The 22,654-nt window shown below is 73.3% G+C and carries 26 protein-coding genes; 11 read left to right on the plus strand and 15 right to left on the minus strand.

What is annotated here, in order from left to right:
- Positions 1-30 precede the first annotated feature (30 nt).
- Positions 31-276 carry a DUF2630 family protein gene (locus tag AC559T_RS16495; protein ID WP_071062507.1) on the plus strand — a complete coding sequence of 82 codons (246 nt, stop codon included), beginning with the start codon at positions 31-33 and terminating at the stop codon, positions 274-276.
- Positions 277-482: 206 nt separating this feature from the next.
- Here AC559T_RS16495 and AC559T_RS16500 read toward each other — a convergent pair whose 3' ends face one another.
- Complete coding sequence (locus AC559T_RS16500) at positions 483-2,036, minus strand: MFS transporter (RefSeq protein ID WP_235014420.1); 1,554 nt, start codon at positions 2,034-2,036, stop codon at positions 483-485.
- 108 nt (positions 2,037-2,144) lie between these two features.
- Here AC559T_RS16500 and AC559T_RS16505 point away from each other — a divergent pair, with 108 nt between their 5' ends.
- Positions 2,145-2,645, plus strand: a complete 501-nt coding sequence (locus tag AC559T_RS16505; RefSeq protein WP_498869305.1) for a winged helix-turn-helix transcriptional regulator — start codon at positions 2,145-2,147, stop codon at positions 2,643-2,645.
- A gap of 123 nt (positions 2,646-2,768) precedes the next feature.
- On the opposite strand, the gene AC559T_RS16510 is transcribed toward AC559T_RS16505, so the two are convergent.
- Both AC559T_RS16510 and AC559T_RS16515 read right to left on the minus strand, forming a co-directional pair.
- Positions 2,769-3,518, minus strand: a complete 750-nt coding sequence (locus AC559T_RS16510) for a response regulator transcription factor (protein ID WP_235014423.1) — start codon at positions 3,516-3,518, stop codon at positions 2,769-2,771.
- Positions 3,519-3,700: 182 nt separating this feature from the next.
- Positions 3,701-4,648 (minus strand): LysR family transcriptional regulator, encoded by a 948-nt coding sequence (locus tag AC559T_RS16515; protein WP_368952505.1) that lies wholly within the window; start codon positions 4,646-4,648, stop codon positions 3,701-3,703.
- Between the two features lie 198 nt (positions 4,649-4,846).
- Here AC559T_RS16515 and AC559T_RS16520 point away from each other — a divergent pair, with 198 nt between their 5' ends.
- Complete coding sequence (locus tag AC559T_RS16520; protein ID WP_498869306.1) at positions 4,847-5,545, plus strand: FMN-dependent NADH-azoreductase; 699 nt, start codon at positions 4,847-4,849, stop codon at positions 5,543-5,545.
- 102 nt (positions 5,546-5,647) lie between these two features.
- Here the strand turns inward: AC559T_RS16520 and AC559T_RS16525 are convergent, their stop codons facing one another.
- The 3 genes from AC559T_RS16525 to AC559T_RS16535 all read right to left on the minus strand — a co-directional run bounded on the left by AC559T_RS16525 (position 5,648) and on the right by AC559T_RS16535 (position 9,722).
- Complete coding sequence (locus AC559T_RS16525) at positions 5,648-7,168, minus strand: ATP-binding protein (protein ID WP_200835407.1); 1,521 nt, start codon at positions 7,166-7,168, stop codon at positions 5,648-5,650.
- 41 nt (positions 7,169-7,209) lie between these two features.
- On the minus strand, positions 7,210-8,958 hold the full coding sequence (locus tag AC559T_RS16530) for an NAD(P)/FAD-dependent oxidoreductase (protein ID WP_498869307.1): 1,749 nt from the start codon (positions 8,956-8,958) through the stop codon (positions 7,210-7,212).
- Between the two features lie 65 nt (positions 8,959-9,023).
- Positions 9,024-9,722, minus strand: coding sequence for a hypothetical protein (locus AC559T_RS16535; RefSeq protein WP_071062497.1), 699 nt, complete (start codon positions 9,720-9,722; stop codon positions 9,024-9,026).
- Between the two features lie 502 nt (positions 9,723-10,224).
- On the opposite strand from AC559T_RS16535, the gene AC559T_RS16540 reads away from it, so the two are divergent.
- Entirely contained in the window at positions 10,225-11,067 is an 843-nt protein-coding gene (locus tag AC559T_RS16540; protein WP_498869308.1) for a CE1 family esterase, read from the plus strand.
- 48 nt (positions 11,068-11,115) lie between these two features.
- On the opposite strand, the gene AC559T_RS16545 is transcribed toward AC559T_RS16540, so the two are convergent.
- Complete coding sequence (locus AC559T_RS16545) at positions 11,116-11,802, minus strand: maleylpyruvate isomerase N-terminal domain-containing protein (RefSeq protein ID WP_071062493.1); 687 nt, start codon at positions 11,800-11,802, stop codon at positions 11,116-11,118.
- Between the two features lie 21 nt (positions 11,803-11,823).
- Here AC559T_RS16545 and AC559T_RS16550 point away from each other — a divergent pair, with 21 nt between their 5' ends.
- The 3 genes from AC559T_RS16550 to AC559T_RS16560 all read left to right on the plus strand — a co-directional run bounded on the left by AC559T_RS16550 (position 11,824) and on the right by AC559T_RS16560 (position 13,379).
- Entirely contained in the window at positions 11,824-12,429 is a 606-nt protein-coding gene (locus tag AC559T_RS16550) for a CGNR zinc finger domain-containing protein (protein ID WP_200835405.1), read from the plus strand.
- A gap of 111 nt (positions 12,430-12,540) precedes the next feature.
- Positions 12,541-12,993, plus strand: coding sequence for a MerR family transcriptional regulator (locus AC559T_RS16555; protein ID WP_071062492.1), 453 nt, complete (start codon positions 12,541-12,543; stop codon positions 12,991-12,993).
- Between the two features lie 17 nt (positions 12,994-13,010).
- Positions 13,011-13,379, plus strand: a complete 369-nt coding sequence (locus tag AC559T_RS16560; RefSeq protein ID WP_112108005.1) for a thioredoxin family protein — start codon at positions 13,011-13,013, stop codon at positions 13,377-13,379.
- Between the two features lie 8 nt (positions 13,380-13,387).
- Here AC559T_RS16560 and AC559T_RS16565 read toward each other — a convergent pair whose 3' ends face one another.
- Positions 13,388-13,675 (minus strand): GGDEF domain-containing protein, encoded by a 288-nt coding sequence (locus tag AC559T_RS16565; RefSeq protein ID WP_498869309.1) that lies wholly within the window; start codon positions 13,673-13,675, stop codon positions 13,388-13,390.
- A 25-nt stretch (positions 13,676-13,700) separates the two neighbouring features.
- On the minus strand, positions 13,701-14,942 hold the full coding sequence (locus AC559T_RS16570) for a GGDEF domain-containing protein (RefSeq protein WP_498869310.1): 1,242 nt from the start codon (positions 14,940-14,942) through the stop codon (positions 13,701-13,703).
- 268 nt (positions 14,943-15,210) lie between these two features.
- Here AC559T_RS16570 and AC559T_RS16575 point away from each other — a divergent pair, with 268 nt between their 5' ends.
- Together AC559T_RS16575 and AC559T_RS16580 are read left to right on the plus strand one after the other, a co-directional pair.
- Positions 15,211-15,921 (plus strand): MBL fold metallo-hydrolase, encoded by a 711-nt coding sequence (locus AC559T_RS16575; RefSeq protein WP_071062485.1) that lies wholly within the window; start codon positions 15,211-15,213, stop codon positions 15,919-15,921.
- A gap of 33 nt (positions 15,922-15,954) precedes the next feature.
- Entirely contained in the window at positions 15,955-16,257 is a 303-nt protein-coding gene (locus tag AC559T_RS16580) for an Rdx family protein (RefSeq protein WP_083390919.1), read from the plus strand.
- Here the strand turns inward: AC559T_RS16580 and AC559T_RS16585 are convergent.
- The 5 genes from AC559T_RS16585 to AC559T_RS16605 form a co-directional block, all read right to left on the minus strand.
- Positions 16,196-16,876, minus strand: coding sequence for a hypothetical protein (locus AC559T_RS16585; RefSeq protein ID WP_498869311.1), 681 nt, complete (start codon positions 16,874-16,876; stop codon positions 16,196-16,198). The genes AC559T_RS16580 and AC559T_RS16585 overlap by 62 nt on opposite strands.
- The gene (locus AC559T_RS16590) at positions 16,873-17,760 is read right to left on the minus strand and encodes an ATP-binding cassette domain-containing protein (RefSeq protein WP_498869312.1); all 888 of its coding nucleotides are present in this window, start codon (positions 17,758-17,760) and stop codon (positions 16,873-16,875) included. The genes AC559T_RS16585 and AC559T_RS16590 overlap by 4 nt, the downstream gene beginning before the upstream one ends.
- Entirely contained in the window at positions 17,757-18,506 is a 750-nt protein-coding gene (locus tag AC559T_RS16595; protein WP_498869313.1) for a response regulator transcription factor, read from the minus strand. The genes AC559T_RS16590 and AC559T_RS16595 overlap by 4 nt, the downstream gene beginning before the upstream one ends.
- On the minus strand, positions 18,503-19,543 hold the full coding sequence (locus tag AC559T_RS16600; RefSeq protein WP_498869314.1) for a sensor histidine kinase: 1,041 nt from the start codon (positions 19,541-19,543) through the stop codon (positions 18,503-18,505). Before AC559T_RS16600 ends, AC559T_RS16595 begins: the two co-directional genes overlap by 4 nt.
- A 145-nt stretch (positions 19,544-19,688) precedes the next feature.
- The gene (locus AC559T_RS16605; protein ID WP_243657492.1) at positions 19,689-20,429 is read right to left on the minus strand and encodes a CAP domain-containing protein; all 741 of its coding nucleotides are present in this window, start codon (positions 20,427-20,429) and stop codon (positions 19,689-19,691) included.
- Between the two features lie 226 nt (positions 20,430-20,655).
- Here AC559T_RS16605 and AC559T_RS16610 point away from each other — a divergent pair, with 226 nt between their 5' ends.
- Both AC559T_RS16610 and AC559T_RS16615 read left to right on the plus strand, forming a co-directional pair.
- A complete protein-coding gene (locus AC559T_RS16610) occupies positions 20,656-21,468 on the plus strand; it encodes a DUF427 domain-containing protein (RefSeq protein ID WP_498869315.1) in 813 nt (270 codons plus the stop codon).
- A gap of 6 nt (positions 21,469-21,474) precedes the next feature.
- Positions 21,475-21,813 (plus strand): hypothetical protein, encoded by a 339-nt coding sequence (locus AC559T_RS16615; RefSeq protein ID WP_498869316.1) that lies wholly within the window; start codon positions 21,475-21,477, stop codon positions 21,811-21,813.
- A 195-nt stretch (positions 21,814-22,008) separates the two neighbouring features.
- On the opposite strand, the gene AC559T_RS16620 is transcribed toward AC559T_RS16615, so the two are convergent.
- Positions 22,009-22,581, minus strand: a complete 573-nt coding sequence (locus tag AC559T_RS16620; protein ID WP_498869317.1) for a class I SAM-dependent methyltransferase — start codon at positions 22,579-22,581, stop codon at positions 22,009-22,011.
- Between the last annotated feature and the right edge of the window lie 73 nt (positions 22,582-22,654).

Here is a 22,654-nt window from a genome sequence, read left to right on the forward strand (position 1 = left end):
GCCGGCCGGCCCCGTGGTTGGCTCAGACCAATGGACGACACGAAGATCTTCGAGCGCATCGACTCCCTGGTGGCGGAGGAGCACGAGCTGCGCCAGCGGCGCACCCAGGGCCAGATCGACGCGGACGCCGAGTCCGACCGCCTGGCCGAGCTGGAGCAGACCCTCGACCAGTGCTGGGACCTGCTGCGCCGGCGCCGGGCGGCCCGCGCGGCCGGCGAGGATCCGGAGGAGGCCCGCGCCGGCTCGGGCAACCAGGTGGAGGGCTACCTCCAGTAGGCGGCCCGGCGGTCAGCCGTCCCTTCCGGAACGCCCGCACCTGCCGGGCGGACGAGCGGGGGTTGATCCTGCTGGCCATGTGAACCTCCTGTGTGCCGCACCGGACAGGCAGCCCGCCTGGTTACGGTGCCGTCCGTCGCGTTCGTCTGGCACTGAGGTTCGCGCCGATCACGCTAGGGCCGCGCTTTCCGGACGCTAAGGGGCCGTTAAGGCACCCGGCTCCCCGCCGCACCGTTCGGGCGGAGGAAGGCGACGGCGAGGAGCAGTCCGGCGACCATCAGGATGGCGCCGCCGATCCAGGTGAGGTGGTAGCCGGCGGTGAGGGCCTCCGCCGGCCCGGCGCCGCCGTCCGCCGCGTTCCCGGTGCGCCACGCCGCCAGCGTGGTCAGAACCGCCAGCCCCAGCGCCCCGCCGACCTGCAACGTGGTGTTGGCCAGGCCGGAGGCGAGCCCGGCGTCGTTCGGCGGCACCCCGGTCATGCTGAGCTGGGTGAGCGCCGGCAGCGTCAGGCCGCCCCCGCACCCCAGGACGACCGCGACCGGCAGCACGTCCGTCGCGTAGGCCGCGTCCGGGGCCAGGCGGGACAGCAGCCACAGGCCGAGGCCGAGCAGGACGAGACCGGGCAGCAGCACCAGGCCCGCGCCGAAGCGGTGGGCGAGCCGTCCCGAGAGCCCGAGCGAGAACGCGCCGATCGTCGCCGCGATGGGCAGGAACGCCAGGCCCGTCTCGGCCGGCCCGTAGCCGAGGACACGCTGCAGGAACAGCGCGAGCACGAACTGGAAGGCGAACAGCCCGCCGGCCATCAGCGTCTGGACGATGTTCGCGACGGTCAGCGGCCGGGAGGAGAACAGCCGTGGCGGCAGCAACGGGTGAGCCGCCGTCGCCTGGCGGGCGGCGAAGGCGGCCAGCAGGGCGAGGGCGAGTGCGCCGAGGCCGATGGTCCGGGCGGAGGCCCAGCCCGCGTCGGCGGTGCCGACGATCGTGTAGACGCCGAGCATGAGACCCGCGGTGACCAGCGCCGCCCCGGGAGCGTCCGCGCCGGCGCGCAGGCCGAGACCGCGCTCGGCGGGCAGCACCCGCAGCGACAGCACGACCGCGACCGCGCCGATCGGCACGTTCACGAAGAAGATCCAGTGCCAGGTCAGCGTCTCGACGAGCAGGCCGCCGGCGAGCAGGCCGATCGACGCCCCGGCGGCGCCGACGAAGCTGAACACCCCGATCGCCCGCGCCTGCTCCCGGGGCTCGGGGAAGGCCACCACGATCATCCCGAGCACCACCGACGAGGACAGCGCCCCGCCCACGCCCTGCACGAACCGTGCGGCGATCAGCATGCCCGCGCCGGTCGCCAGCCCGCAGAGCAGCGAGGCCACGGTGAACAGCACCAGCCCGGCGACGAAGACCCGCCGGCGGCCGACGAGATCCCCCACCCGGCCGGCGAGCAGCAGCAGACCACCGAAGGCGACCAGATAGGCGTTGACGACCCAGGCCAGACCGGACGTGGAGAAGCCCAGGTCGTCCTGGATGGTGGGCAGCGCCACGGTGACGATGGTGCCGTCCAGGATGACCATGAGCATCGACGCGCACAGCACGATCAGCGCGAGCAACCGGGAGCCGGCGGCAGGCGGGGCTCCCACGTCGGGATGCGGCGATGTCCGGCCGGCTGTGGCCGGACTCGCGTCCGCCCGGTCGGGAGCGTCTGACAGGTCCGGCACGGTCGGGTTCGTCGTCGTGCCCGCCGGTGATGACAGGGACTGGGACATGGACTCTCCTTGGGGCATTGTTTGTAACTGACGCCACGGGATGTTCCGGGGATCATGTTCTGTGACCATGCTGCGGGAGCGGCCGGACCAGCGGAAGAAGGCACTTTCATGTCCCAGCGGCACACGGATGTGACCGTGGAACGGCCACCGGCGGCCCACCCCCTGTCAGCGCGGCCCCTGCCAGCGCAGCCGCCGTCGGCGCAGCCGTCGCCGGCCGAGACCTGCGGCGAGCTCGCCCCGGCGCTTGTCGAGGCGTGCCCGATCATGGAGGTCCTCGACCAGGTCAGTGGCAAGTGGAGCATCGGCATCCTGGTCGCGGCCGCCCACGGTCCGGTTCGCTTCACCGAGCTGGAACGCACCGTCAACGGCATCAGCCGGCGGATGCTGACCCTCACCCTGCGTCGGCTCGAACGCGACGGCCTGCTCGTCCGGAAGGTCTACCCGACCGTCCCGCCGAAGGTGGAGTACACGGCGACGAGCGCCGCCCGCGAGCTGTTCGGCCCGCTGACCGCGCTCACCGAGTGGGCGGAACGTCACCGGACGACCATCGCCCAGGCCCGCCATGTCTACGACCTGGAGAACGCAGAGAAGGGGTCGGCCGCAGGCTGAGACGGCATCTTCCCTGGTAGATGGCCCCGACCGCACTCCGAGTCCCGCTTTCCGACCTGCGGCAGGCCACCTTCGTCCGGGTCCGCAGCTCTCGGTTCAGTTCCCGGAGCGACACGCGCCTCGTCATCGAGCGCGATCAGGCCCCACCGCTGACCATGCAAACGATGAGCTGGGACGAGAAAGCCCTGGAAGGTTGCTGCGGTCGGCCAGGTGGTTGAGCGCGTGCGCGACCTCGCGCAGCTCGGGCGGCCCGGCCGCCCCGTCGCCGCCGCGGCGCAGCACGGCGCGTACCCGCGCGTCGAGCTGTCCGGCCGTGAACGGTTTCACCAGGTAGTCGTCGGCGCCGGCGTCCAGGCCCCGGACGATCTCCGCCTCGTCGTCGCGGGCGGTGGAGATGATCACTGGGACGCGGCTGACGGCCCGCAGCATCCGCAGCAGCTCCAGCCCGTCGAGGTCGGGAAGGCCCAGATCGAGGACGACGAGATCCGGCCGGTCGTCGAGCGCGCCCCGCAGGCCGGCCATGGCCGTCCCGGCCACCGCGACCGTGTGACCGGAGTCCCGGAGCGCGCGCAGCAGCAGGCGGGAGATCGCCGGATCATCCTCGATCAGCAGAAGCCGGGCCACAGCGGCGCGGGTCGGTGGCAGGAGGCGGCGCACCACACTCGCCGTCGTGGGCTGGTTGGTCGCGGCCGTCGCGGCGACGCTGACCGGCCTCGCCGCGATCAGCGTGATCGGCGACGGCATCACCGACCCGTCCGGCGAGGTGATCAGCGAGGCGCGGCTCGCCCGGGACCTCGCCACCGCGGCTCCCTTGTCCTCGTCGCCCGCCACGTGGGTCGCCGGCGGCGGGGGTGCGCCCCGCGCGCTCGGCACACCTGGTGGCACGGTTGTCGCCCGATGCGAAGGTCGAATGCGGGGGCGGCCAGCCTGCCGCGACCTGGAAGCGGGACGACCACCACAGCGACTGAAATCATCGTCCGGCGGTGTCGTGCGCCCGGGGCAGAGATCTGAACGTCGCCCCGGATCTTCGGGCCGCGTTGTTCTCCTGCAACCCATCAGATGCGATCTCCCGCCACGGCCACACCGCTGGCGCCCACCGGCCCCGGCTGTTCGGGAATCTGGGCCCGGACCTCGTCGACCAAGGCCTCGATGGCCGGGGCCGTGGAGACTCCCCGGCGTACCACGATCGCGATGTGCCGGTGCAGCTGCTGGTCGGCGAGGGGGAGTCGGGCGACCGGGAACTCGGGCCTGGACGGTACGAGGTCCGGCAGCAGGCTCACCGCCCACCCCGGAGCGACCAGGCCCAGGGCCGCCTGCAGGTCGTCGATCTCCGCGGCCGCGTCCGGTTCGAAGCCGGCGACGTGGCAGGCGTGCAGGGTCAGCTGGCCGAATGCCGAGGCCGGCTGAAGGACCCAGCGCTCCCCGGCGAACTCGGCGAGATGCCGAGGGCCTGTACCGGCCAGCGGGTGGTCGGCCGCGACGGCGACCCGGATCGGATCGGATCCGAGCGGGATCTCCAGCAGGCCGGGGAGCCGGGGCTCGGGCACCTGGTCGTACCGGAACGCCAGGACCAGATCGAGTCGCCCGAGGCGGACGGCCCGCCGGCCTTCCCCGGCCGCCACGCCCTGCAACGTGATCCGCAGGCTCGGGTACCGCCGCTGCACCCGGACGAGTGCCCGAGCGAGCAACGGCGGGCCGTGGTTCAGCGAGACTCCGATGCGCAGGGCACCGCTGGGCGTGCCCGCCGTCTTCCCGATCTCCGTCTCGGCCGCTTCCAGCTCGGCGAGGACGGTCTCCGTGCGGGCGACCAGCACCCGGGCGGCCTGGGTGAGCGCGACGCTGCGGTTGGTCCGCTCCAGCAGCGGGGTCCCGACCTCACGTTCCAGCGCGGTGATCTGCTGGGAGACCGCGGACCGACTGTAGGACAGGTTCCGCGCGGCGGCGGCGATGGAGCCGTGAGCGTCGATCTCGCGCAGGAGCATCAGTTTGCGCAGGTCGAGCATGCGTCACTCCCACTGACGGTCAGCGTCATCAATCGTCACGGCAGATTACGCCTGGGAACGGTTCGGGCATGGGTTTGATGGGACGGCGGGCCGGCACGCAGGAAGGCCGCTCCGTGTGCTGCTCCGTGTGCCGCTTCGTGTATGGACCGACACCGGGCATCCCGCCGCCGATCGGCATTCCACTCCCTGGAGAACTTCGTGTCCCTGGAGAACTTCGTGAGTCATCTACTCCACCTCGACGCCAGCGCGCGACCGGGATCGGTCTCCCGTCGGCTCTCCGCCGCCTTCGCCGAGGTCTGGCAGGAGAACAACCCCACGGGCCGACGCACCTACCGCGATCTCGCGGCACAACCGCTCGCGCACGTGGACTCCGCCCAGATCGAGATCATGACCCGCATGGAGGCGACCGGCGTACGTGAGCTGGTCGCCGCGCGGACCGCGGCGACCACGGAGGCCGAGCGGGCGAGCTGGGCTGTCACCTGGCCTCTGGTCGAGGAACTGACCGCCGCGGACACTGTGTTGATCGGTCTGCCGATGTACAACTTCTCGGTGCCGTCGAGCTTCAAGGCGTGGTTCGACCGGGTGGCGATCCCGTCGCTCATCGTCGACCACGCGACCAACCAGGGACCGTTGAGTGGCACCCGGGTCGTGGTCGTCACCGCGCGTGGCGGTGCCTACGGGCCGGGTACGCCCCGCGCCGGCTCCGACTTCCAGGAGCCGTACCTGAGGGCGGCGTTCGGCATGCTCGGTCTCGCCGACGACCTCACCTTCGTCCACGCCGAGTTGACCAAGTCGGAGCACGTCCCACGGCTGGCCGGTTTTCGACAGAAGGCCGCCGACTCCCTCGCCGTGGCGCTGGACACGGTCGCCAAGGCCGCCACGGCCCAGCCGAGGTGATGGGCGAGGAGCATTCTTGACTGCTGTCAAGAATCCTGTTCAGACACGGTGGGTACGGACTGCGGAACTACGTACTGAAGGTCGAGCGCTACCTGTGACCCGCTAAGCCGGATCGGTGTCGGCCGGGACCGCGGGCTCCTCGTGGGGCGCGGCCTCGGCGGGCATCAGCAAGTCGGGATGCATCGGCAGGGTCACCCGGAACCTGGTGTCGCCGGGCTCCGACGTCACGGTCAGGTCACCGTGGTGGCGGCCGACGACGATGCGCCAGGAGATGTCCAGCCCGAGGCCGGTGCCCTCGCCGACCGGCTTCGTGGTGAAGAACGGCTCGAAGATGCGGTCGCGGATCTCCGGCGGCACGCCGGGCCCGGAGTCCCGAACCTCGACGACCAGGTTGTCGTGGTCCGCCGAGGTGGCGACGGTCAGCGTCCCGGAGCCGGCCATCGCGGCGACCGCGTTGTCGATGAGGTTCGTCCAGACCTGGTTGAGCTCGCCGGCGTAGACCGCGATCTCGGGCAGCGCCCGGTCGTACTCGCGCACCACCCGCACCCCCGACAGCTTCCCGCCGAGCATGGCCAGCGTGCTGTCCAGCAGCTCGTGGACGTCGACACTGCGGTACGGCGCCCGGTCGAGCTGGGAGTACTGCTTGGCCGCCCCGAGCAGGGTGGAGATCCGGGTGGTGGAGTCCTCGATCTCCTTCATCAGCAGTTCGCTCTCGACCGTGTAGTACAGCCAGCGGATCGCGCCCTCCAGCACCTCGGGCGCCACCGTCGCCGCGACCCGCTCCAGCCAGTCGACGTCGAACCCCGCCTGGACGAACGTCGGCGCGATCTCCCACCCCTGGTCGCAGCCGTGGTCCTCGAGCCAGTCGGTCAGGGTGTCCTCGCGGTCGCTGGTCTCCATCGGGGTCAGCGTCGGCGCCTTCGCCACCCGCTCGGCGGCCTCCTCCTGCAGGCCGATCAGGGTCTCCAGCGCCTTGCGGTCGTACGGCCCGGCGGCGATCAGGCCGAGCTTGTGCCGCATGCCGGCGACCCGCTCCCGCAGCGACGCCGTGGCCCGCACCGCGGCGGCCGCCGGGTTGTTGAGCTCGTGGGTCAGCCCGGCGGACAGCGAGCCGAGCGCGAGCAGCCGCTCCCGCTGGCCGGTGAGCGCCTGGGTGCTCTGCAGGCCGAAGAACAGCCCCTCCAGCATGTGGACGGCCATCGGGAACCACTCGCGCATCAGCCGCGCCAGCGCCGCGCCGTCCAGCACGACGAAGCGGGACGGGATCGTGACCCGCATCGAGTTGGTGTAGAGCTGGGGGACGCGGTCGCCGAGGTAGGAGTGCCACGCCCCGGAGTACACGCCGCGCTGGGTCGTCCGGCTGACCTCGACGTCGTCGTCGCCGACCCGCCGGGTCAGCACCAGGCCGCCCTCGACCAGCACGTAGAAGCAGGTGGCCGGCTCGCCCTCGCGGAACACGACGCCCGGCTCGATCAGCTCGACGTGGCCGTTGCGGCAGATCCAGTCCAGCTGGTCGTCGGTGAGCTTCTCGAACAGGAACAGTGTGCGCAGCTCGTCGAGATCGCAGGGCATCGCCTGGCCCTGGGCGCAGGCCTGGGTGGCGCCAACCGCGTCGTCCGCCATGGTGCTCACTCCGCCTTCCGTGGTCAGCGCTTCGCGAGGTATCAGCGCTTCGCGAGGTAACGGTGCACGAGCGCGACGGCCATGGCCCCCTCGCCGACGGCCGAGGCCACCCGTTTCACCGACTCGGCGCGCGCGTCGCCGGCCACGAACACGCCTGGCACGCTGCTCTCCAGGTGGTACGGGTCGCGGTCGAGATCCCAGCCGGACGGACGCTGCCCGTCGACGACGAGATCCGGCCCGGCGACGACGAACCCGTGCTCGTCGCGCACGACGACGCCGTCCAGCCAGTCGGTGCGCGGGGCGGCACCGATGAAGACGAACAGCCACTGGGAGTCGACCTGCTCGGTCTGACCGGTGCTGTTGTCCCGCAGGACGAGGCTCTCCAGGTGGTCGGTGCCCTGCGCGGAGACGACCTCGGTGCACACCCGGACCGTGATCGTCGGCACGGCCGCGATCTGTTGGATGAGGTAGTGCGACATGGACGCCTCGAGCGACTTGCCGCGCACCAGCATCGTCACCGAGCGGGCGTGCCGGGAGAAGTACATCGCGGCCTGGCCGGCGGAGTTCGCCCCGCCGACGACGTAGACGTCCTGGCCGGAGCAACTCGGCGCCTCCGTCAGCGCGGAGCCGTAGAAGACGCCCCGGCCGGTCAGCTCGGTCAGGCCGGGGGCGGCGAGCTGGCGGTAGGAGACGCCGGTGGCGAGGATCACCGTGTGCGCGTCGATCTGGCCGCCGTCGGCGAGGAGCAGCCGGCGGGCCGGACCGGCGGCCTCCAGTGTCACGACGTCGGCGGCGGTGAGCAGCTCGGCGCCGAACTTCACGGCCTGGCGGCGGGCCCGGTCGGTGAGCTGGGAGCCGGAGACGCCGTCCGGGAAGCCCAGGTAGTTCTCGATCCGCGAGCTCTGGCCGGCCTGGCCGCCGGTCGCGTGCCGCTCGAGGAGCACCGTCCGCAGGCCCTCGGAGGCGCCGTACACCGCCGCGCCGAGGCCGGCCGGGCCGCCGCCGACCACGACGAGGTCGTAGAAGTCGCCGGTGGGGGCGGTCGCGAGACCGACCTGGGCGGCGAGCTCGGTGTCGGTCGGGTCGGTCAGCGCCGAACCGTCGGTCGTGATGACGCAGGGCAGCGAGTCCGGGTTCGCGCCGGCGGCCGTGAGCAGCCGCGCGCCCTCCGGCTCGTCGGCCAGATACCAGCGGTAGGGGACCTGGTTGCGGGCCAGGAAGTCGCGCACCTCGTACGAGCGGGCCGACCAGCGGTGCCCGACCACCCTGGTCTCGGCGACCGGCCGGTGGTCGGTGGCGCGCCACGCGTCGAGCAGCGCGTCGAGCACCGGGTAGAGCTTCTCCTCCGGCGGGTCCCACGGCTTGAGCAGGTAGTGGTCGAGGTCGACGACGTTGATGGCGTCGATCGCGGCCTCGGTGTCGGCGTAGGCGGTCAGCAGCACGCGCCGCGCGGCCGGGAACAGGTCCATCGCCTGCTCGAGGAACTCGATGCCGTTCATCCCGGGCATGCGGTAGTCGGCGAGCAGGACGGCGACCGCGTCGCCGCGCAGTTTGATCTCGCGCAGCGCCTCCAGCGCCTGCGCCCCCGACTCGGCACGCACGATCCGGTACGTCCCGCCGTACCGGCGGCGCAGGTCGCGGGCGACGGCGCGGGAGACGCTCACGTCGTCGTCGACGGTCAGCAGCACGGCCCGGGGGGCACCGCGCCCGCCGCCGGGGTTGCCGCGCTCACCCTGGCCGTCGCCGGAGCCTGGATGTGCCTGGCCGGCCGGGTTCTCGCCCGCCGCCATCAACGCGCCGGGTGGGTTGCCGGGAGTGTTTCGATGCGTCGCCTGCGTCCGGTCACGCGGTCAGTCTAGTTCCGGTGCAGCGGTCGCCCCGGGTGCTCCGTGATGTTTGCGCCGGAAGCGAAGTTCGTTGCGGAAACGTCGTTCGCGCGGGAATCGCCGCGCAACGCCGGAGGGCGTGACTCGCGGACGTCCGGGCGGGTCGCGTCATCGATCACGAAGTCGCCGAGGTCGAGGTCGCGCTCGCGGGTCAGGAACAGGCGGATCTGGTCGCGGTCGGACGGCGCGGCGGCGCGGACCCGGCGCACCGCGCCGGCCGCCCGCCGCCGGGGGCCGGCCGGGTCCGGCCCGCCCGGCGGCACCCCGCCGGGCAGCGGGCCCACCGCCACGCCGTCCACCGGGACGAACGGGACCACGCCGTCCAGGATGAGCTGGCCGGGCGCGCGGTCGCCCTCCCACGCCCCGCCGTCGCGCTGCACGAAGAGCTCCTGGCCGTGCACGGCGAACCGCAGCTGGGACGGCTCCGCCCGACCGGCGTGCACCGCGGCCCCGCCGTAGGCGGCCGCCATCCCGTGGCGGGCGGGATCCCAGCCGGCGGCCGGTTCGGCGCCGGGCAGGAGGCGCAGCCGCTCGGCGGCCCCCCGGATGTGACGCAGACTGAGCCCGGCCCGGCGCAGTGCCGCGATCGCCCGCGCCTGCGTCAGCTCGCCCCGGCCGGGGCGAAGCAGGCCGGAACGCCGCCAGTAGGCGAGCTGGCCGGGTGTCACATGGCCCGCAGGAACAGGGCTCGCGGGAACAGGGCTCGCGGGGACAGAGCCGGCCGGAACAGAGCCCGCGGGAATCGGTTGGCCCGCCGCCGGAATCGGCTCGGGCACGTCGTCGTCCGGGCGGACAGGCTGTTCCGGAATCGGCGCGGGCATTGCGCCCGGCGGCCCCGTCACCTGGTCCGTCACCCGGCGAATGTAGCTCTCCGCCGGGCGGCCGGCTCGTCCGAGGTTGCCTTTGTTGTCGGCTTCGTGTCCTCGCCGGGGGGATCATTCCCCGGGGGATGGGACGTAATGTCCGGACGTGGCCGGAAAATCGGGTGACAGGTGGATCAGCCGAATCCTGTGCGCGACGGCCGCCCTGGCGTGTCTGACCGCGTGTGGCGCGGGCGGCGGCCGGCCTGCCGAGCCCGGTTCCGCGGGAGCGGTCACGCCTGCCTCGTCCGCCCAGTCCCCGCCTGCCCGGTCCGCCCCGGGACGGGCTGCCGCGCCGGCCGGGGCGGCGGTGGCGAGCACGGCCGGCTGCGCGGCGGACCCCGCCGCCGCGCCTGCCGTGGGCCCGCGGCACCTGTCGCACGACGCCGCCGAGCGCACCTATCTGCTCGCCCTGCCGACCGGCTACGACAGACGGACCCCGGCGCCGGTCGTCGTCGACTTCCACGGTTTCAAGGCGAGCAAGGAGACCCAGGAGGCCCGGAGCGGAATGGGCCGGCTCGGTGCCGATCGCGGCTTCGTCGTCGTGACACCGGACGCGCTCGGCGAACCGCGCCGCTGGAACACCCCGGCCGCGCCGGAGGCGGCCGACGACTTCGGCTTCGTCGCCGCGCTGCTCGACGACCTTGGTGCCCACCTGTGTCTCGACCCCGGCCGGGTCTACGCCGCGGGGCATTCGAACGGCGCCGAGTTCGCCGCCGCGCTGGTGTGCCGCCAGGCGCCACGGTTCGCCGGCGTCGCGATGGTCTCCTCGACCAGCCTCGCGACCTGCCCGCCCGGCGCCGCTCCCGCGACCATGGCGGTCCACGGGACGGCCGACCCGTCCGTGCCGTATGCCGGGGGCGTGATCAGCGGTTCCACCACCCGGGTCCCGGCCGCGACCCAGGTGATCGACGAGTACGCACGCCGATACGCCTGCGCGCCCGCCGTGCTGCGCACCGTGGCCGGGATGGGAGTGGAGCGGATGCGCCACACCGGCTGCGCGGGCGGCGCCGAGGTCGTCCTCGACACCGTCGTCGGCGGGACGCACGCGTGGCCGAGCAGCCCCGACGCGCTCGCCGACCGCGTCGACTCCCCGGCCGGCCGCTCCTACCAGGCGACGGCCGCCATCCTGGATTTCTTCGCCGGGCACTGACGCGTCCACCGGCCGGTGCGCCGCCTGACCGTGGTCCGCGGCCCCTGGTCACAGCGCGCTGAGACCCGGACGCAGCCCGGTCCGTCCGGTGAGCAGGAGAAGCAGGTCGGCGGGGTGCGGGCCGGCGGCGGCCAGCTCGGCCGCCAGCCCCAGGCCCGACGCGATTGCCGGTCCCAGCGCCGGGACGGGCGTCGCGCCGTGGTGGTCGGGCAGCACCCGGGCCAGGTCGAGGCAGTGCACCGTCAGCTCGAAGGTCCTCGTCGGCAGGTACTGGATGAACGGCATCGTGCCGACCGGGCTGCCGACCGGGCTGTCGTCGGGGGTCGCCGCCACCAGCGCCAGGACCCGGTCGGCCAGTTCCCGCACGGCGCCGGCCGGGTCGGCTCCGAGCGCGCGGCCGGCGGCCCGGCCGCGTTCGGTCACCGCGGCCGGGTCGGCGAGTACCGCGCGGGCCGACACGTAGTAGTCCGCCGGGCTGGTCAGGTCGAAGCCGCCCGGGGGCGGGCCGGTCGAAACGGCCGTCGACGGTACGTACGCCTCGATCGTCGACAGTGCCCGGCTGGCGTGGCCGAGCAGGTCCCGCACCGTCCACACGCCGAGCGCGGGCAGGGCCAGGTCGCTCGTGGACGCCCGACCGGCCAGGTCCGTGAACGCGCGCGCGGCCTGGTCGAACTCGACGCGCCGGGCCCGCGAGGCGCGCGCGTCCACGATCCCGGCCCTGTTCGTACTCTCCATGTAACGACTTATAGTCGTTATGTGGAGACGACGGCAACCAACACGGACGGGATGGTCGTCGACGGTCTGCCCGCCTGGGAGATGAACTTCCATTTCCTGTCCGGCCGGCTGTGTCTGTCGTTCACGGCGACGGTCGGGGAGCGGTGGCGCCGCAACTTCGAGCGGCTGCCCCAGCCCGCCGACCTCGGGCGCTGGTTCGTCGCCGCCGGCCTGCTGGACGTCCCGCCGGCCGTCACCGAAGAGGGTCTGCGCTCCGCGCGCCGGCTGCGGGAGGCGATCTACCGCACCGCGCTGGCCGGTACGCGCGACGAGCCGGGCGTGGACGGCGACCGTCGGGTCATCAACGCCCACGCCCGCCGGGGCGGACTCGCCCCCCAGCTCACCGCGCGGCGATCCGTCGAGCTGCGACCGGGGCGCAGTCCCGCCGCCGACGCCCTCGCGACCGTCGCCCGCGACGCCGTCGACCTGCTGGGGGGGCCGGACATCACCCGGGTACGCGAGTGCGCCAGCCACGACTGCGCACTGCTGTTCCTGGACACGTCCCGGCCGGGACGCCGCCGGTGGTGCTCGGACCGGGCCTGCGGGAACCGTGCCCGCGCCGCCGCCCACCGCGCCCGCCACTCCTGACGGGCCGGGCACTCGGGCGGATCACCGGGCGGGCGCGCACCCACGGGGGCGGAGACAGAGCTTGCCTTCACACGGACGTCAACGTCTAGCGTCGGTGCGGAGGAGGTCGGGATGCGCATCGGTGAGCTGGCACGACGGGCGGGGACGAGTCCCCGGGCGCTGCGGCACTACGAGGACCAGGGGTTGCTCGCCGCCCGGCGGCTGGCCAACGGCTACCGGGACTACAGCGACGCGGACCTGCGAGCTGTCGAGGAGATCAGGGCGCTGCTCGCGGACGGGTTCGCGCTGGAGGAGACCCGTCCGTTCGTCGAGTGCCTGCGGGCCGGGAACGAGACGGCGGCCTCCTGCCCGGACTCGATCGAGGGCTACCGGCGCAAGATCGCCCAGATCGACGACTACGTCGCCCGGCTCCTGCGCTCCCGCGAACGGCTCGCCGCCCAGCTCGCGATGGCGCGGGACACGGCCGAGCCGCCCGGAGCCGAACCGGCTGACGGCCCGCCCCGGCCGGCAGTGCCGCCGCAGGGTATCCCGGGGTGCTCGCTCTACCCACCGCAGACCCGATGACCACGAAGGAGCTGATCATGATCACGTCCGATGTCCAGGACCGGTCGGCGCCGGCCGCGTCCGCCGGAACCGTGTGGCACGCCGACGACACCACGTTCGACGAGATCGTCCTGCGGTCGCCGCTACCCGTCCTCGTCGACTTCTCCGCAGAGTGGTGCCCGCCGTGCCGGATGATGCGGCCGGTCCTCGCCCAGATCGCGGCCGACCTCGCCGACCGGCTGCGGGTCGTCGAGGTGGACGCCGACGCCAGCCCGCAGACGGCGATCGCCTACGGTGTGCTGGCCATGCCGACCCTGGTGGTCGTCCGGGGCGGCGAGACGGTCACGAAGCTGGTCGGCGCGCGCAGCCGGCGGCGCCTGCTGGCGGACATCGCAGATCAGCTGTGACGGGGCGGTCAGCTGTGACGGGGCGGCGGCGCGGCCGGGTCGTCCGCGGTTCTCCGGGACTCGATCACCGCGCCGCAACCGATCACGACCCGGTTGCGGCCCGCCGCCTTCGCGGCGTACAGGTTGCGGTCGGCGGCGATCAGCAGGTCCGTCTGGTCCTGCGCGTGCACCGGGTAGACGGCGGCGCCGACGGAGACGGTGGCCCGTAGCCGGGCTCCGCTGTCGAGCTCGATCAGGTCGTGGGCCACGTTGCGCCGCAGCCGTTCGGCGAGCTCGCCGACGGTCTCCGGCCCCACGGTGGGGCCGAGCAGGGCAAACTCCTCACCGCCGAAGCGGGCCAGCAGCTCGCCGGGCCAGCAGCTCGCCGGGCCGGCTGGCCGCGGCCAGCCGGGAGCCGATCTCCGCGAGGGCGGTGTCCCCGCACGGGTGGCCGTACCGGTCGTTGATCGACTTGAAGTTGTCGACGTCCACGAGGAGCAGCGCGAAGGGCTGCCCGGACCGGTCCGCGCGGCTGACCGCGGCTGGGAGCTGGTTCTGCAGGAACCGCCGGGTGCGCAGCCCGGTGAGCACGTCGGTGGTGGCGAGCCGGCGCTGCTCGGCGACCAGCGCGGCCAGTCGCGCCACGATGAGCAGGGCGAGCGCGGCCGAGGCGACCGCGATGATCCTGATCTGGGTGGGTGACCGGTCCGCCTCGACCAGCAGGAGCACCGGAGCGATCAGCGCGGCCGCCAGCAGTGCGGCGAGCCTGCCGGGAGCGAGCCGTCGGTCGTCGGCCTGCGGGGAGCACGACAGGTCCGCCATCGACGGGTGCAGCGCGGCGGCGGCGACCAGCACGTCCCCGAGGGCCCAGAGGGACTCGGTGACGTCCGCGACGACGTACCTGCCGCCCAGCGCCGAGATGGTGTACAGGATGTCGGAGGCCAGAGTGACCACCAGGCTGGCGACCAGCAGGACGAACGAGGCCGGCCGGCGGCCGGGCGCGAGCACCAGTATCAGCGACATGACGAGCAGGCCGAGGTCCATCACGGGGAAGGCGACCGAGGCCAGCTGGGCGAGCTGCCCTGAGGCCGCCCGCTCGTGGGGTGTGATCACATAGAGCCAGTACAACAGTGACACGGCGACGGCGATGGACGTCGTGTCCAGCACCGCCGAGAGATTGCGGCCGGGTGCCCGCTGCCGGAACAGAAGTGCCAGCGCCGCGATCGCGAACGGGTAGCGGCCGATGTAGAACAGATCGGCCAGCGATGGAAATGTTGAATTGTGAAATACGATGAGATTTGTATAGAAGATGGCGTCGGCGACGGTGTAAAGGCCCTGGGCGACGGCAAGGAGCACCCACGGCGCGCGGGGCTCGGGGCGCCACCTCCGCACGCCGAGGGCGATCGCTCCGACGGTCGACGCGGTCAGCAGGCACCGCAGGGCCACCTGCGTCTCCGGGCCGACGGGAACGTCCACGCCCGCGCGGGTGAGGATCGTGCCCGCTCCGATCTCGTGTGCCACGAAAAGCGTGTACAGGACGAAGTATCCGACACCGCCGACGAGATAGACCACCCAGGGCGTCACGCGCGGGCAACGCCGAACGGAACGTGCCGAGGTCCCCGTCGGTCCACCTCCGCAGGCCGGAGACGAATGACCTCATCGTAGGTTCGGCGTGATTTCAATACATCTTTTGTTGAGTGAGTTTATTTTTGTTTGGTGTCGGTTCGACCGGCGTGCGGGGCTCACCAGCCTCGGCCCACACCGCCCCGCCCCGCGATGGCACGTGGTGGGTGACGGTCCGCCCGCTCCACCGGTTCTGGAGTGCGGGCCCGGCGCTCCGTAGGCTCGCGGTGTGAGCGATCGCCTGTACTTCCGCCAGTTGCTGTCCGGCCGTGACTTCGCGGTGGGTGATCCCGCCGCGACCCAGATGGTCAACTTCGTCTACCTCATCGGTGACCGGGAGACGGGCGAGGCCGTCGTGGTCGACCCCGCCTACCGGGTGGGCGACCTGCTCGACGTGCTGGCCGCCGACGACATGCGGCTGACCGGGGCGCTGGTCACCCACCACCACGCCGACCACGTCGGCGGCACGGCCTTCGGCATCGAGCTGGAGGGGATCCGCGAGCTGCTGGAGCGCACGTCCGTCCCGATCCACCTGCAGCGGGACGAGGCCGAGTGGGTGCGGCGCGGGACGGGCGTGGGGGCCGCCGAGCTCGTCGAGCACGGCGACGACGACGTGGTCACCGTCGGCGCGGTGGACATCCGCCTGCTGCACACCCCCGGTCACACCCCGGGCAGCCAGTGCTTCCTCGTGGACGGGCGGCTCGTCGCCGGGGACACTCTGTTCCTCGAGGGTTGCGGGCGGATGGACTTCCCGGGCGGGGACGCCGCGGCGATGTACGACAGCCTGCGCCGCCTGGGCGCCCTGCCCGACGACGTCACCGTCTACCCGGGTCACCGGTACTCGGCGGAGTCCGCCGCGGAGCTCGGCGTGGTGCGCAAGATGAACTACGTCTTCCGGCCGACCAGCTCCCGGCAGTGGCTGGCGATGCTCGGCGCCTGACCGCCCGCGTGGCGGGTATGGACCACAGCGGGGGTGAGCGCCGTGGAGACTGACGGCTCGGCCGGCACACGGCCCCGGGTCGAGATCGAGTACTGCACCCGGTGCAGATGGCTCCCGCGGGCGGCCTGGCTCGCCCAGGAGCTGCTGACCACGTTCGAGGCGGATCTCGGCGCGGTCGCCCTCGTGCCCGGCACCGGTGGGGTGTTCACCGTCCGGCTGGGCGGTGAGGTGATCTGGGACCGCGGCGAGCAGGGCTTCCCCGAGCCGTCCGCCGTCAAACGCGCGCTGCGGGACAGGATCGCCCCCGGCCGGCCGCTGGGCCACGTCGAACACTGAGCACGAGCCCCTCGGCGAGCACCGCCGGCACCAGCGCCGGGACGAGCAGGATCGCGAACGCCGACTCGCGCACGTGCCGGGCCAGCCCGGCCAGCCAGCCGGAGACGAACCAGGCCGAGAGACCGAGGCCGTAGGCCGCGCCGAGCCGGCACACCGCCGCGGCGCTGTCGAACGAGACCCCGTTCGACAGCGCCCGCGGCCACCCGAACCCGGCGAAGACCACGCTCTCGACGGCGAACCCGGCCCCGAGGAAGAGCCCGCCCAGCAGGCCGACCGCCACCGCGCACACGACCACCGAACGGGCCAGCCGAGCCCGGGTGACGCCGTTGGTGATGAGCATCGGCGCGAACGTCGTGGTCATGGTCGTGCCGGCGGCCAGCATCAGCCAGCGCTGCCAGGTGGCGACGGCCACCTGCCACAGCGAGGTGTCCCGCTCGCCGACGAACGATATGACGGCGACCGCGGCGCCGTAGCCGAGCGCCGCCAGCAGCCACACCCAGCCCACCCAGGCCAGCGTGCCACCGGTCGTCACCGCCGCGGTGTGCACCAGCGGGGCCGGCCCGCCGCCGCGCCGCGCCGCCGGTGGTGCGACCGGTCCCGGGACCATGAGATCGCTCATCGTCGCGTCGTCTCCCCGCCGGTGAGGTGGCTGACCAGATCCTGCAGGGAGACCGGGCCGATCTCGACCTCCCGTGGCGCCGCCGCCAGCCGCGGGATCGGGCCGAGCACGGTCGTGGACCTGGTCGACCCGAGCTGGCGCCGGGCGAGGACCCGCGCGTCGCCGACCAGCGCCCCGACCGCGTCCACCGGCCCGGTGATCTCGTGGCCCAGCGCGCGGGCCTCGTCCGCGGTGGTGTGCAGGAGCAGCCGTCCCCGGTCGAGGATCACGACCTCCTCGAGCAGCGGGGCGATCTCGTCGATCAGGTCGGTGCAGAGCACGACCGTGCGGGGATGGCGCCGGTCGTCGGCGCGCAGCTCCTCGTGGAACGCGGCCCGCGACGGGGCGTCCAGGCCCAGATGCGGCTCGTCGAAGATCGTGAGCGGCGCCCGGGCGGCCAGCCCGATGACCAGCGACAGGGCGGTGCGGCCGCCCCGGGAGAGATCGCGGACCTTGGCCCGCCGGTCCAGGCCGAACCGCGCCGCGAGGTGGTCGGCGAGGGCGGCGTCCCAACGCGGGCGCAGGTCACCGGCGATCGAGAGCGCCTCGCCGACCGGCAGCGAACGCTCGACGTCCGCCTGCTCGCGGACCAGGCAGATCTCGCTCATCAGGCGCGGGTCCTCGAACGGGTCGGCGCCGTCGACGCGCACCGTGCCAGCGCTCGGCCGCCCGTAGGCCGCCAGGATCGCCAGGATCGTGGACCTCCCCGCGCCGCCGCGGCCCAGCAGTCCGGCGACCACCCCCGGACGCAGTGCGAACGAGACCCCGTCGACGAGACGGGACCCGCCGCGCCGCACGGTGAGGTCGGTGACCTCGACAGCGAACCCGGCCCGCTCGTCGGTCATCCCGCGGGCTCCTCGGCGTCGTGGACGAGCAGGGCGAGCTGTACCCGGTTGCTCAGGTCGAGCTTGGTCAGCAGCCGGGAGACATACGACTTCGCCGTCGCCACGCTCATGAACAGCTCGCCGGCGATCTCCGCGTTCGACAGGCCCCGGCCCACCGCCAGCGCCACCTCCCGCTCCCGCGCGCTGAGCTGGGCGACGGCCCGGCGGGCAGCCGTGCGGCGGGCCGCCGAGCGTTCCGCTGCCACGGCCTGTGCCGCGACGGGCGGTGGCGGGGTGGCCGGTGGCGGGGCGGCCTCCACCACCGCGATCCGGGCGATGAGCTGGCGGGTGACGGTGGGGGAGAGCATCGGCTCCCCGGCCGCCACCCGCAGCACCGCCCGCACGATCTCGGGCGGCGCAGTGTCCTTGAGCAGGAAGCCGCTCGCGCCGGCCCGCAGCGCGCGCAGCACCTGGTCGTCCGCGTCGAAGGTGGTCAGCACGACGACCTGGGGCGGCTGGTCGCGGGCGAGCAGCAGCTCGGTGGCCCGCAGCCCGTCCATCCGCGCCATCCGGATGTCCATCAGGACGACGTCCGGGCGCAGCGCGTCGACGGCCGCGGCGACCTCGTCACCGTCGGTCGCCTCGCCGACGATGCACGCGCCGTCGGCGCCGTCGAACATCATCGCCAGCGCGGAGCGGACGAGCGCGTCGTCGTCGACGACCAGGACCCGGACGGGCGCGTCGCCGTCGGACGGACCGGTGGTCAAGATCCCTCCCAGGGCAGCCACGCGTAGAGCCGGAACTCGCCCTCGGGGGTCGGGCCGTGCTCGAGCCGCCCGCCGACCAGCGCGGCCCGCTCGGCGAGACCGAGCAGCCCCGGCCCGGCCGGCCGGGCCCAGGACGGCAGCCCGGTCCGGGACGGCGGCTCGGAGCCGGGCTGGCGGGCGTTGCGGATCTCGAGGTGCAGTCCGTCGGCGGGTGACCCGTCGATGATCAGCCGGGCCGGTGCGCCGGGGGCGTGCCGCCGGGCGTTGGTCAGCCCCTCCTGCGCGATGCGGAAGGCGCTGCCGGCCATCATCGCGGGGGCGCTCGCCGCCTCGACCAGGTGAATGTAGGTCCGGATCTCCATGCCGGCCCGGCGGCACTCGTCCACCAGCTCGGGCAGGTCGCCCAGGGTCGGTTGGGGCCGGGCCGCCGGGTCCTCGGGGCCCTCGCGCAGCACCCCGATCGCCGCCCGCAGATCCCGCAGGGCCTCGTGGGCGCTCTCCCGGATCACCCCGGCGGCACCGGCGATCTGCTCCGGTGGCGCGCCCGGGTGGAACTCCAGCGCCCCGGCGTGCATCGTGAGCAGCGAGAGCCGATGCCCCAGGACGTCGTGCATCTCGCGGGCGATCCGGGTGCGCTCGAGCTGCCTGGCCGCGGCCACCCCGCGCCGCTGCTCGGCCTCGGCCAGCCGGGCCCGCTCGCGCAGCGACAGCAGCAGCTGGCGCCGGGAGCGGACGAACACCCCCCAGCCGACCGTCAGCGCCAGCATGACGATCAGGAAGACGACCGCCCCGGCGTAGGGCAGGTCGGGATCCGGCCAGATCGCGAAGTACACCAGGCCGGGCGTCCAGTAGACGGCCGCCAGCAGGAAGGTCGTGCGCAGCCGGCAGTGCACGGCCACGGTGAACAACAGAACCACCGACGCGGCCGACGCTGTGGTGGAGAACAGCCCGGTGGGCCAGCTCAGCAGGAGCAGCGTCACCGGCCGGCGCCGCCGCATCCCTCCGAGGTCTACGACCTCGGCCGCCCGGCGGGCCACCGCATCGACTTTCGGCCACCCCGGCCGGTGTCGATCGGCCACCGTCGACGCCCGCAGCCCAGGGACCGCCGGGGCCTTGGCGCTCCGGCGGTCCCTGGGCTCCGGCGGTCCCTGGGCTCCGGCGGTCCCTGGACGGAGACCGGGGTCAGAGCTTCCCGAAGTCCTGCGTCCAGTAGTAGCGGTACGAGCCGCCCTGGGCGTAGCCGACGCCGATGTGGGTGTAGCCGCAGTTGAGGATGTTCGCGCGGTGCCCCGAGCTGTTCATCCACATCTGGAGGGTCGCGGCCGGCGTGGTCGACCCGGCGGCGATGTTCTCGCCGACGAAGCCCGACGGGAAGCCGGCCGCCCTGGTCCGGTCGCCCGGCGAGCTGCCGTCCTGGCCGTCGTGGCTGAAGTAGTCGTTCGCCGCCATGTCCGCGGTGTGCGCCTGCGCCGCGGCGGTGAGACGGGTGTCGACGGCGAGCGGTCCGCAGCCGGCCTTCTCGCGTTCGACGTTGGTGAGCCGGACGACCTCGTCGGCCTGAGGGCTCGTCCCCGGCGGGGCCGGCGGAGCGGACGTGACCGGCGGGTTCGTGGGAACCGGCGGATCGGTCGGCCCGGGCGGATCGGTCGGCCGGGGCGGCCGGGTGGACGGCGGTGCCGTGGTCGGCGCCGGCGGTGTGGGAGCCGTGGTGGTGGGCGCCGCCGTCGGTGTCGACGGGGGCGGTGTCACCGTGGGCGGCGCCGACGACGTCGGCGTGGCCGTGGGCGACGTGCTCGTGCTTGCTGTCGGCACCGGGAACCCACCACCTGGTGGACCGCCCGGGGCCGGCCGGCAGGACGCGACGGCCGCCAGCAGGGCGACCGTGGCAGCTGCGCTGGCGACGGTCTTACGGACCGGGGCCATGGAGACTCCTCTGGGTGATCTCCCCCCTCGCAACGTCTGGAACTGTAGCGAACCGGACAACCAGCCGCCACGACGGCCGGAGCCGTGGTCGGTACGTCGTGCCGGGGGTGTCCGGTGGTCGTCCACCGAGGCCGCGCGTGGTCATGATGGCGGATCATGTAGATGTCGTTCGCCGCGGCGGTGGAACGGCAGGAAGGTGTGCCGAACCCGCCGTGTTGGGCCTGGCATGAGCCTGACTCTCGGATCCGGCCCGTTCGCCAGCCACCGAGCCGGCACCTTCAACTTCGACCTGGACACCGCCGCGCCCGCGCACGTCCTCTACCTCGAGGACGTGGCGCAGCGTGTCCGGGCGGAGCTCGCCGGCCAGACCGTGCTCGACACCCGTCGCGCCAGGATCCTGTACGAGACCAACCATCTGGGCGTCTGGTACGTCCCGCTCGAGGACATCCGGCAGGACCTGCTGGAGCCGACCGATCACCACACCTACTGCCCGTTCAAGGGCACCGCCTCGTACTGGACGCTGCGGGTCGGCGACCGGGTCGAGGAGAACGTGCTGTGGTCCTACCCCGAGCCGGTGCCGGGCGCCCCGCCCATAGCGGGGCTGGCGGCGTTCTACTTCGACCGCCTGGACGCCTGGTACGAGGAGGACGAGCAGGTCTTCGGCCACCCCAGGGACCCCTACCACCGGGTGGACACCCGCCGCGCCTCCGACCAGGTCGAGGTGCTGGTGGGTGGTGAGGCGGTGGCCCGGACCACGCGCCCGGTGAAGCTCTTCGAGACGTCCCTGCCGCCCCGCTGGTACATCCCGCTCGAGGACGTCCGGGCCGAGGCCCTGGAGGGTTCCGGGACGCACACGGTGTGCGCCTACAAGGGCCAGGCGTCGTACTACACGGTGCGTGGTGGCGGCGAGGTGATCACGGACGGCGCCTGGTACTACCCGTCACCGCTGCCGGAGTCGGCCGGGATCGCCGGGCTGGTGTCGTTCCTCGGCAAGGGGATCACGGTTCTGGTCAACGGCGAGCCCGCCCCCGGAACCTGAGGCGCAATGCCACAGGACGACTGGCCAGACACGTGTGTCGTCGCAGTCCGGCTGCCGCGGGTCGCGGCGATCCGGCGCCGGACCGCCTACGACGTCGAAGAACTCGCCCGCGCCCGCCGCGTCACCGACCTGCAGACCGCCGCGCTCGGCGAGGACCCCCGTGCCGAACGCCGCCGGCGGATGGCCGAACCAGATCTGACCTTCGCCGCGTTCTGCGAGCGCACCGGCACCCCGTGGTGCTCCACCGATCAGGGGGAACGGGCCTGGACCGCCTACCAGGCCGAACGCCGACGTCGCGGAGAGACCGACACCGACCCCTCCAGGGGAGTGTCAGGCGGCGTTTGAACTGGCCTGCTGGGGCGGGGTGAGCTGGGGGTCTGCCGCCCGTGTTGTCGGGGCCGGGGTGGGAGGCCGTCATTGGATCTGGCTTTTTTCTGGGTGGTAGCCCCAGCGGAGCTTCGGGGTGGTGGCTGGAGCGTTTGGGTGAACTCGCCGATCGAGTCGCCGGACTTGGCGAGCTTGGTCGGGTGGTCGGGTTCGTCAGTGGCCTGGCCGGGCGGCTGCAAGTCCGAGCAGTTCCGGGACCGGCTGGTCGCCGTCGTCTTCCGCGGTCTTTTCGAGGACGAGCCCCGCGCCCGTCAACGCGTTCAGCAGCACGGGTAGCGGGACGTTGACGACCCCGACCCGGGAACGGATCCCGTCACCGAGCAGAGGATGTTGCTCGACGCGCTGGTGGTGGCGGTAGCCGGGGTGGACGGTGCAGGTGCCCCGGCTGTCGCGTTCGACGAAGACGCCGCCGAAGCAGGGATGCGCGCCGACGACCACCAGGTGTCCGCCGGGCCGCAGCACGCGGTGGGCCTCGGCGAACACCGGGGGCAGGTCGTCGAAGTCGGTGCTCGTCATGATCATGGTGGCGGCGTCGACGGACCGGTCACGGAGTGGGAGCCGCTCGGCGCTGGCGACGCCGCAGCCCAGGTCAAGGCACAGGCGGCCGCGGCCGGGGCCGAGGAGCCTCGCCAGGAGGCGGTCCGCGGCACGGGCGAACGGCAGTCCCACACCCCGGGTCGCATAAGCGTCGTACCAGTCAGCGAAATCGTCGTAGCGCCGTCGCATCTGACAACCTGAGCAGAGACCGCCACGCCCCGCCACACAATTTGCCGGCGATCTTGAAGGTCGCACTGCCCTC

The organism is Frankia sp. Hr75.2, assembly GCF_949319125.1.
GTDB lineage: Bacteria > Actinomycetota > Actinomycetes > Frankiales > Frankiaceae > Parafrankia > Parafrankia soli.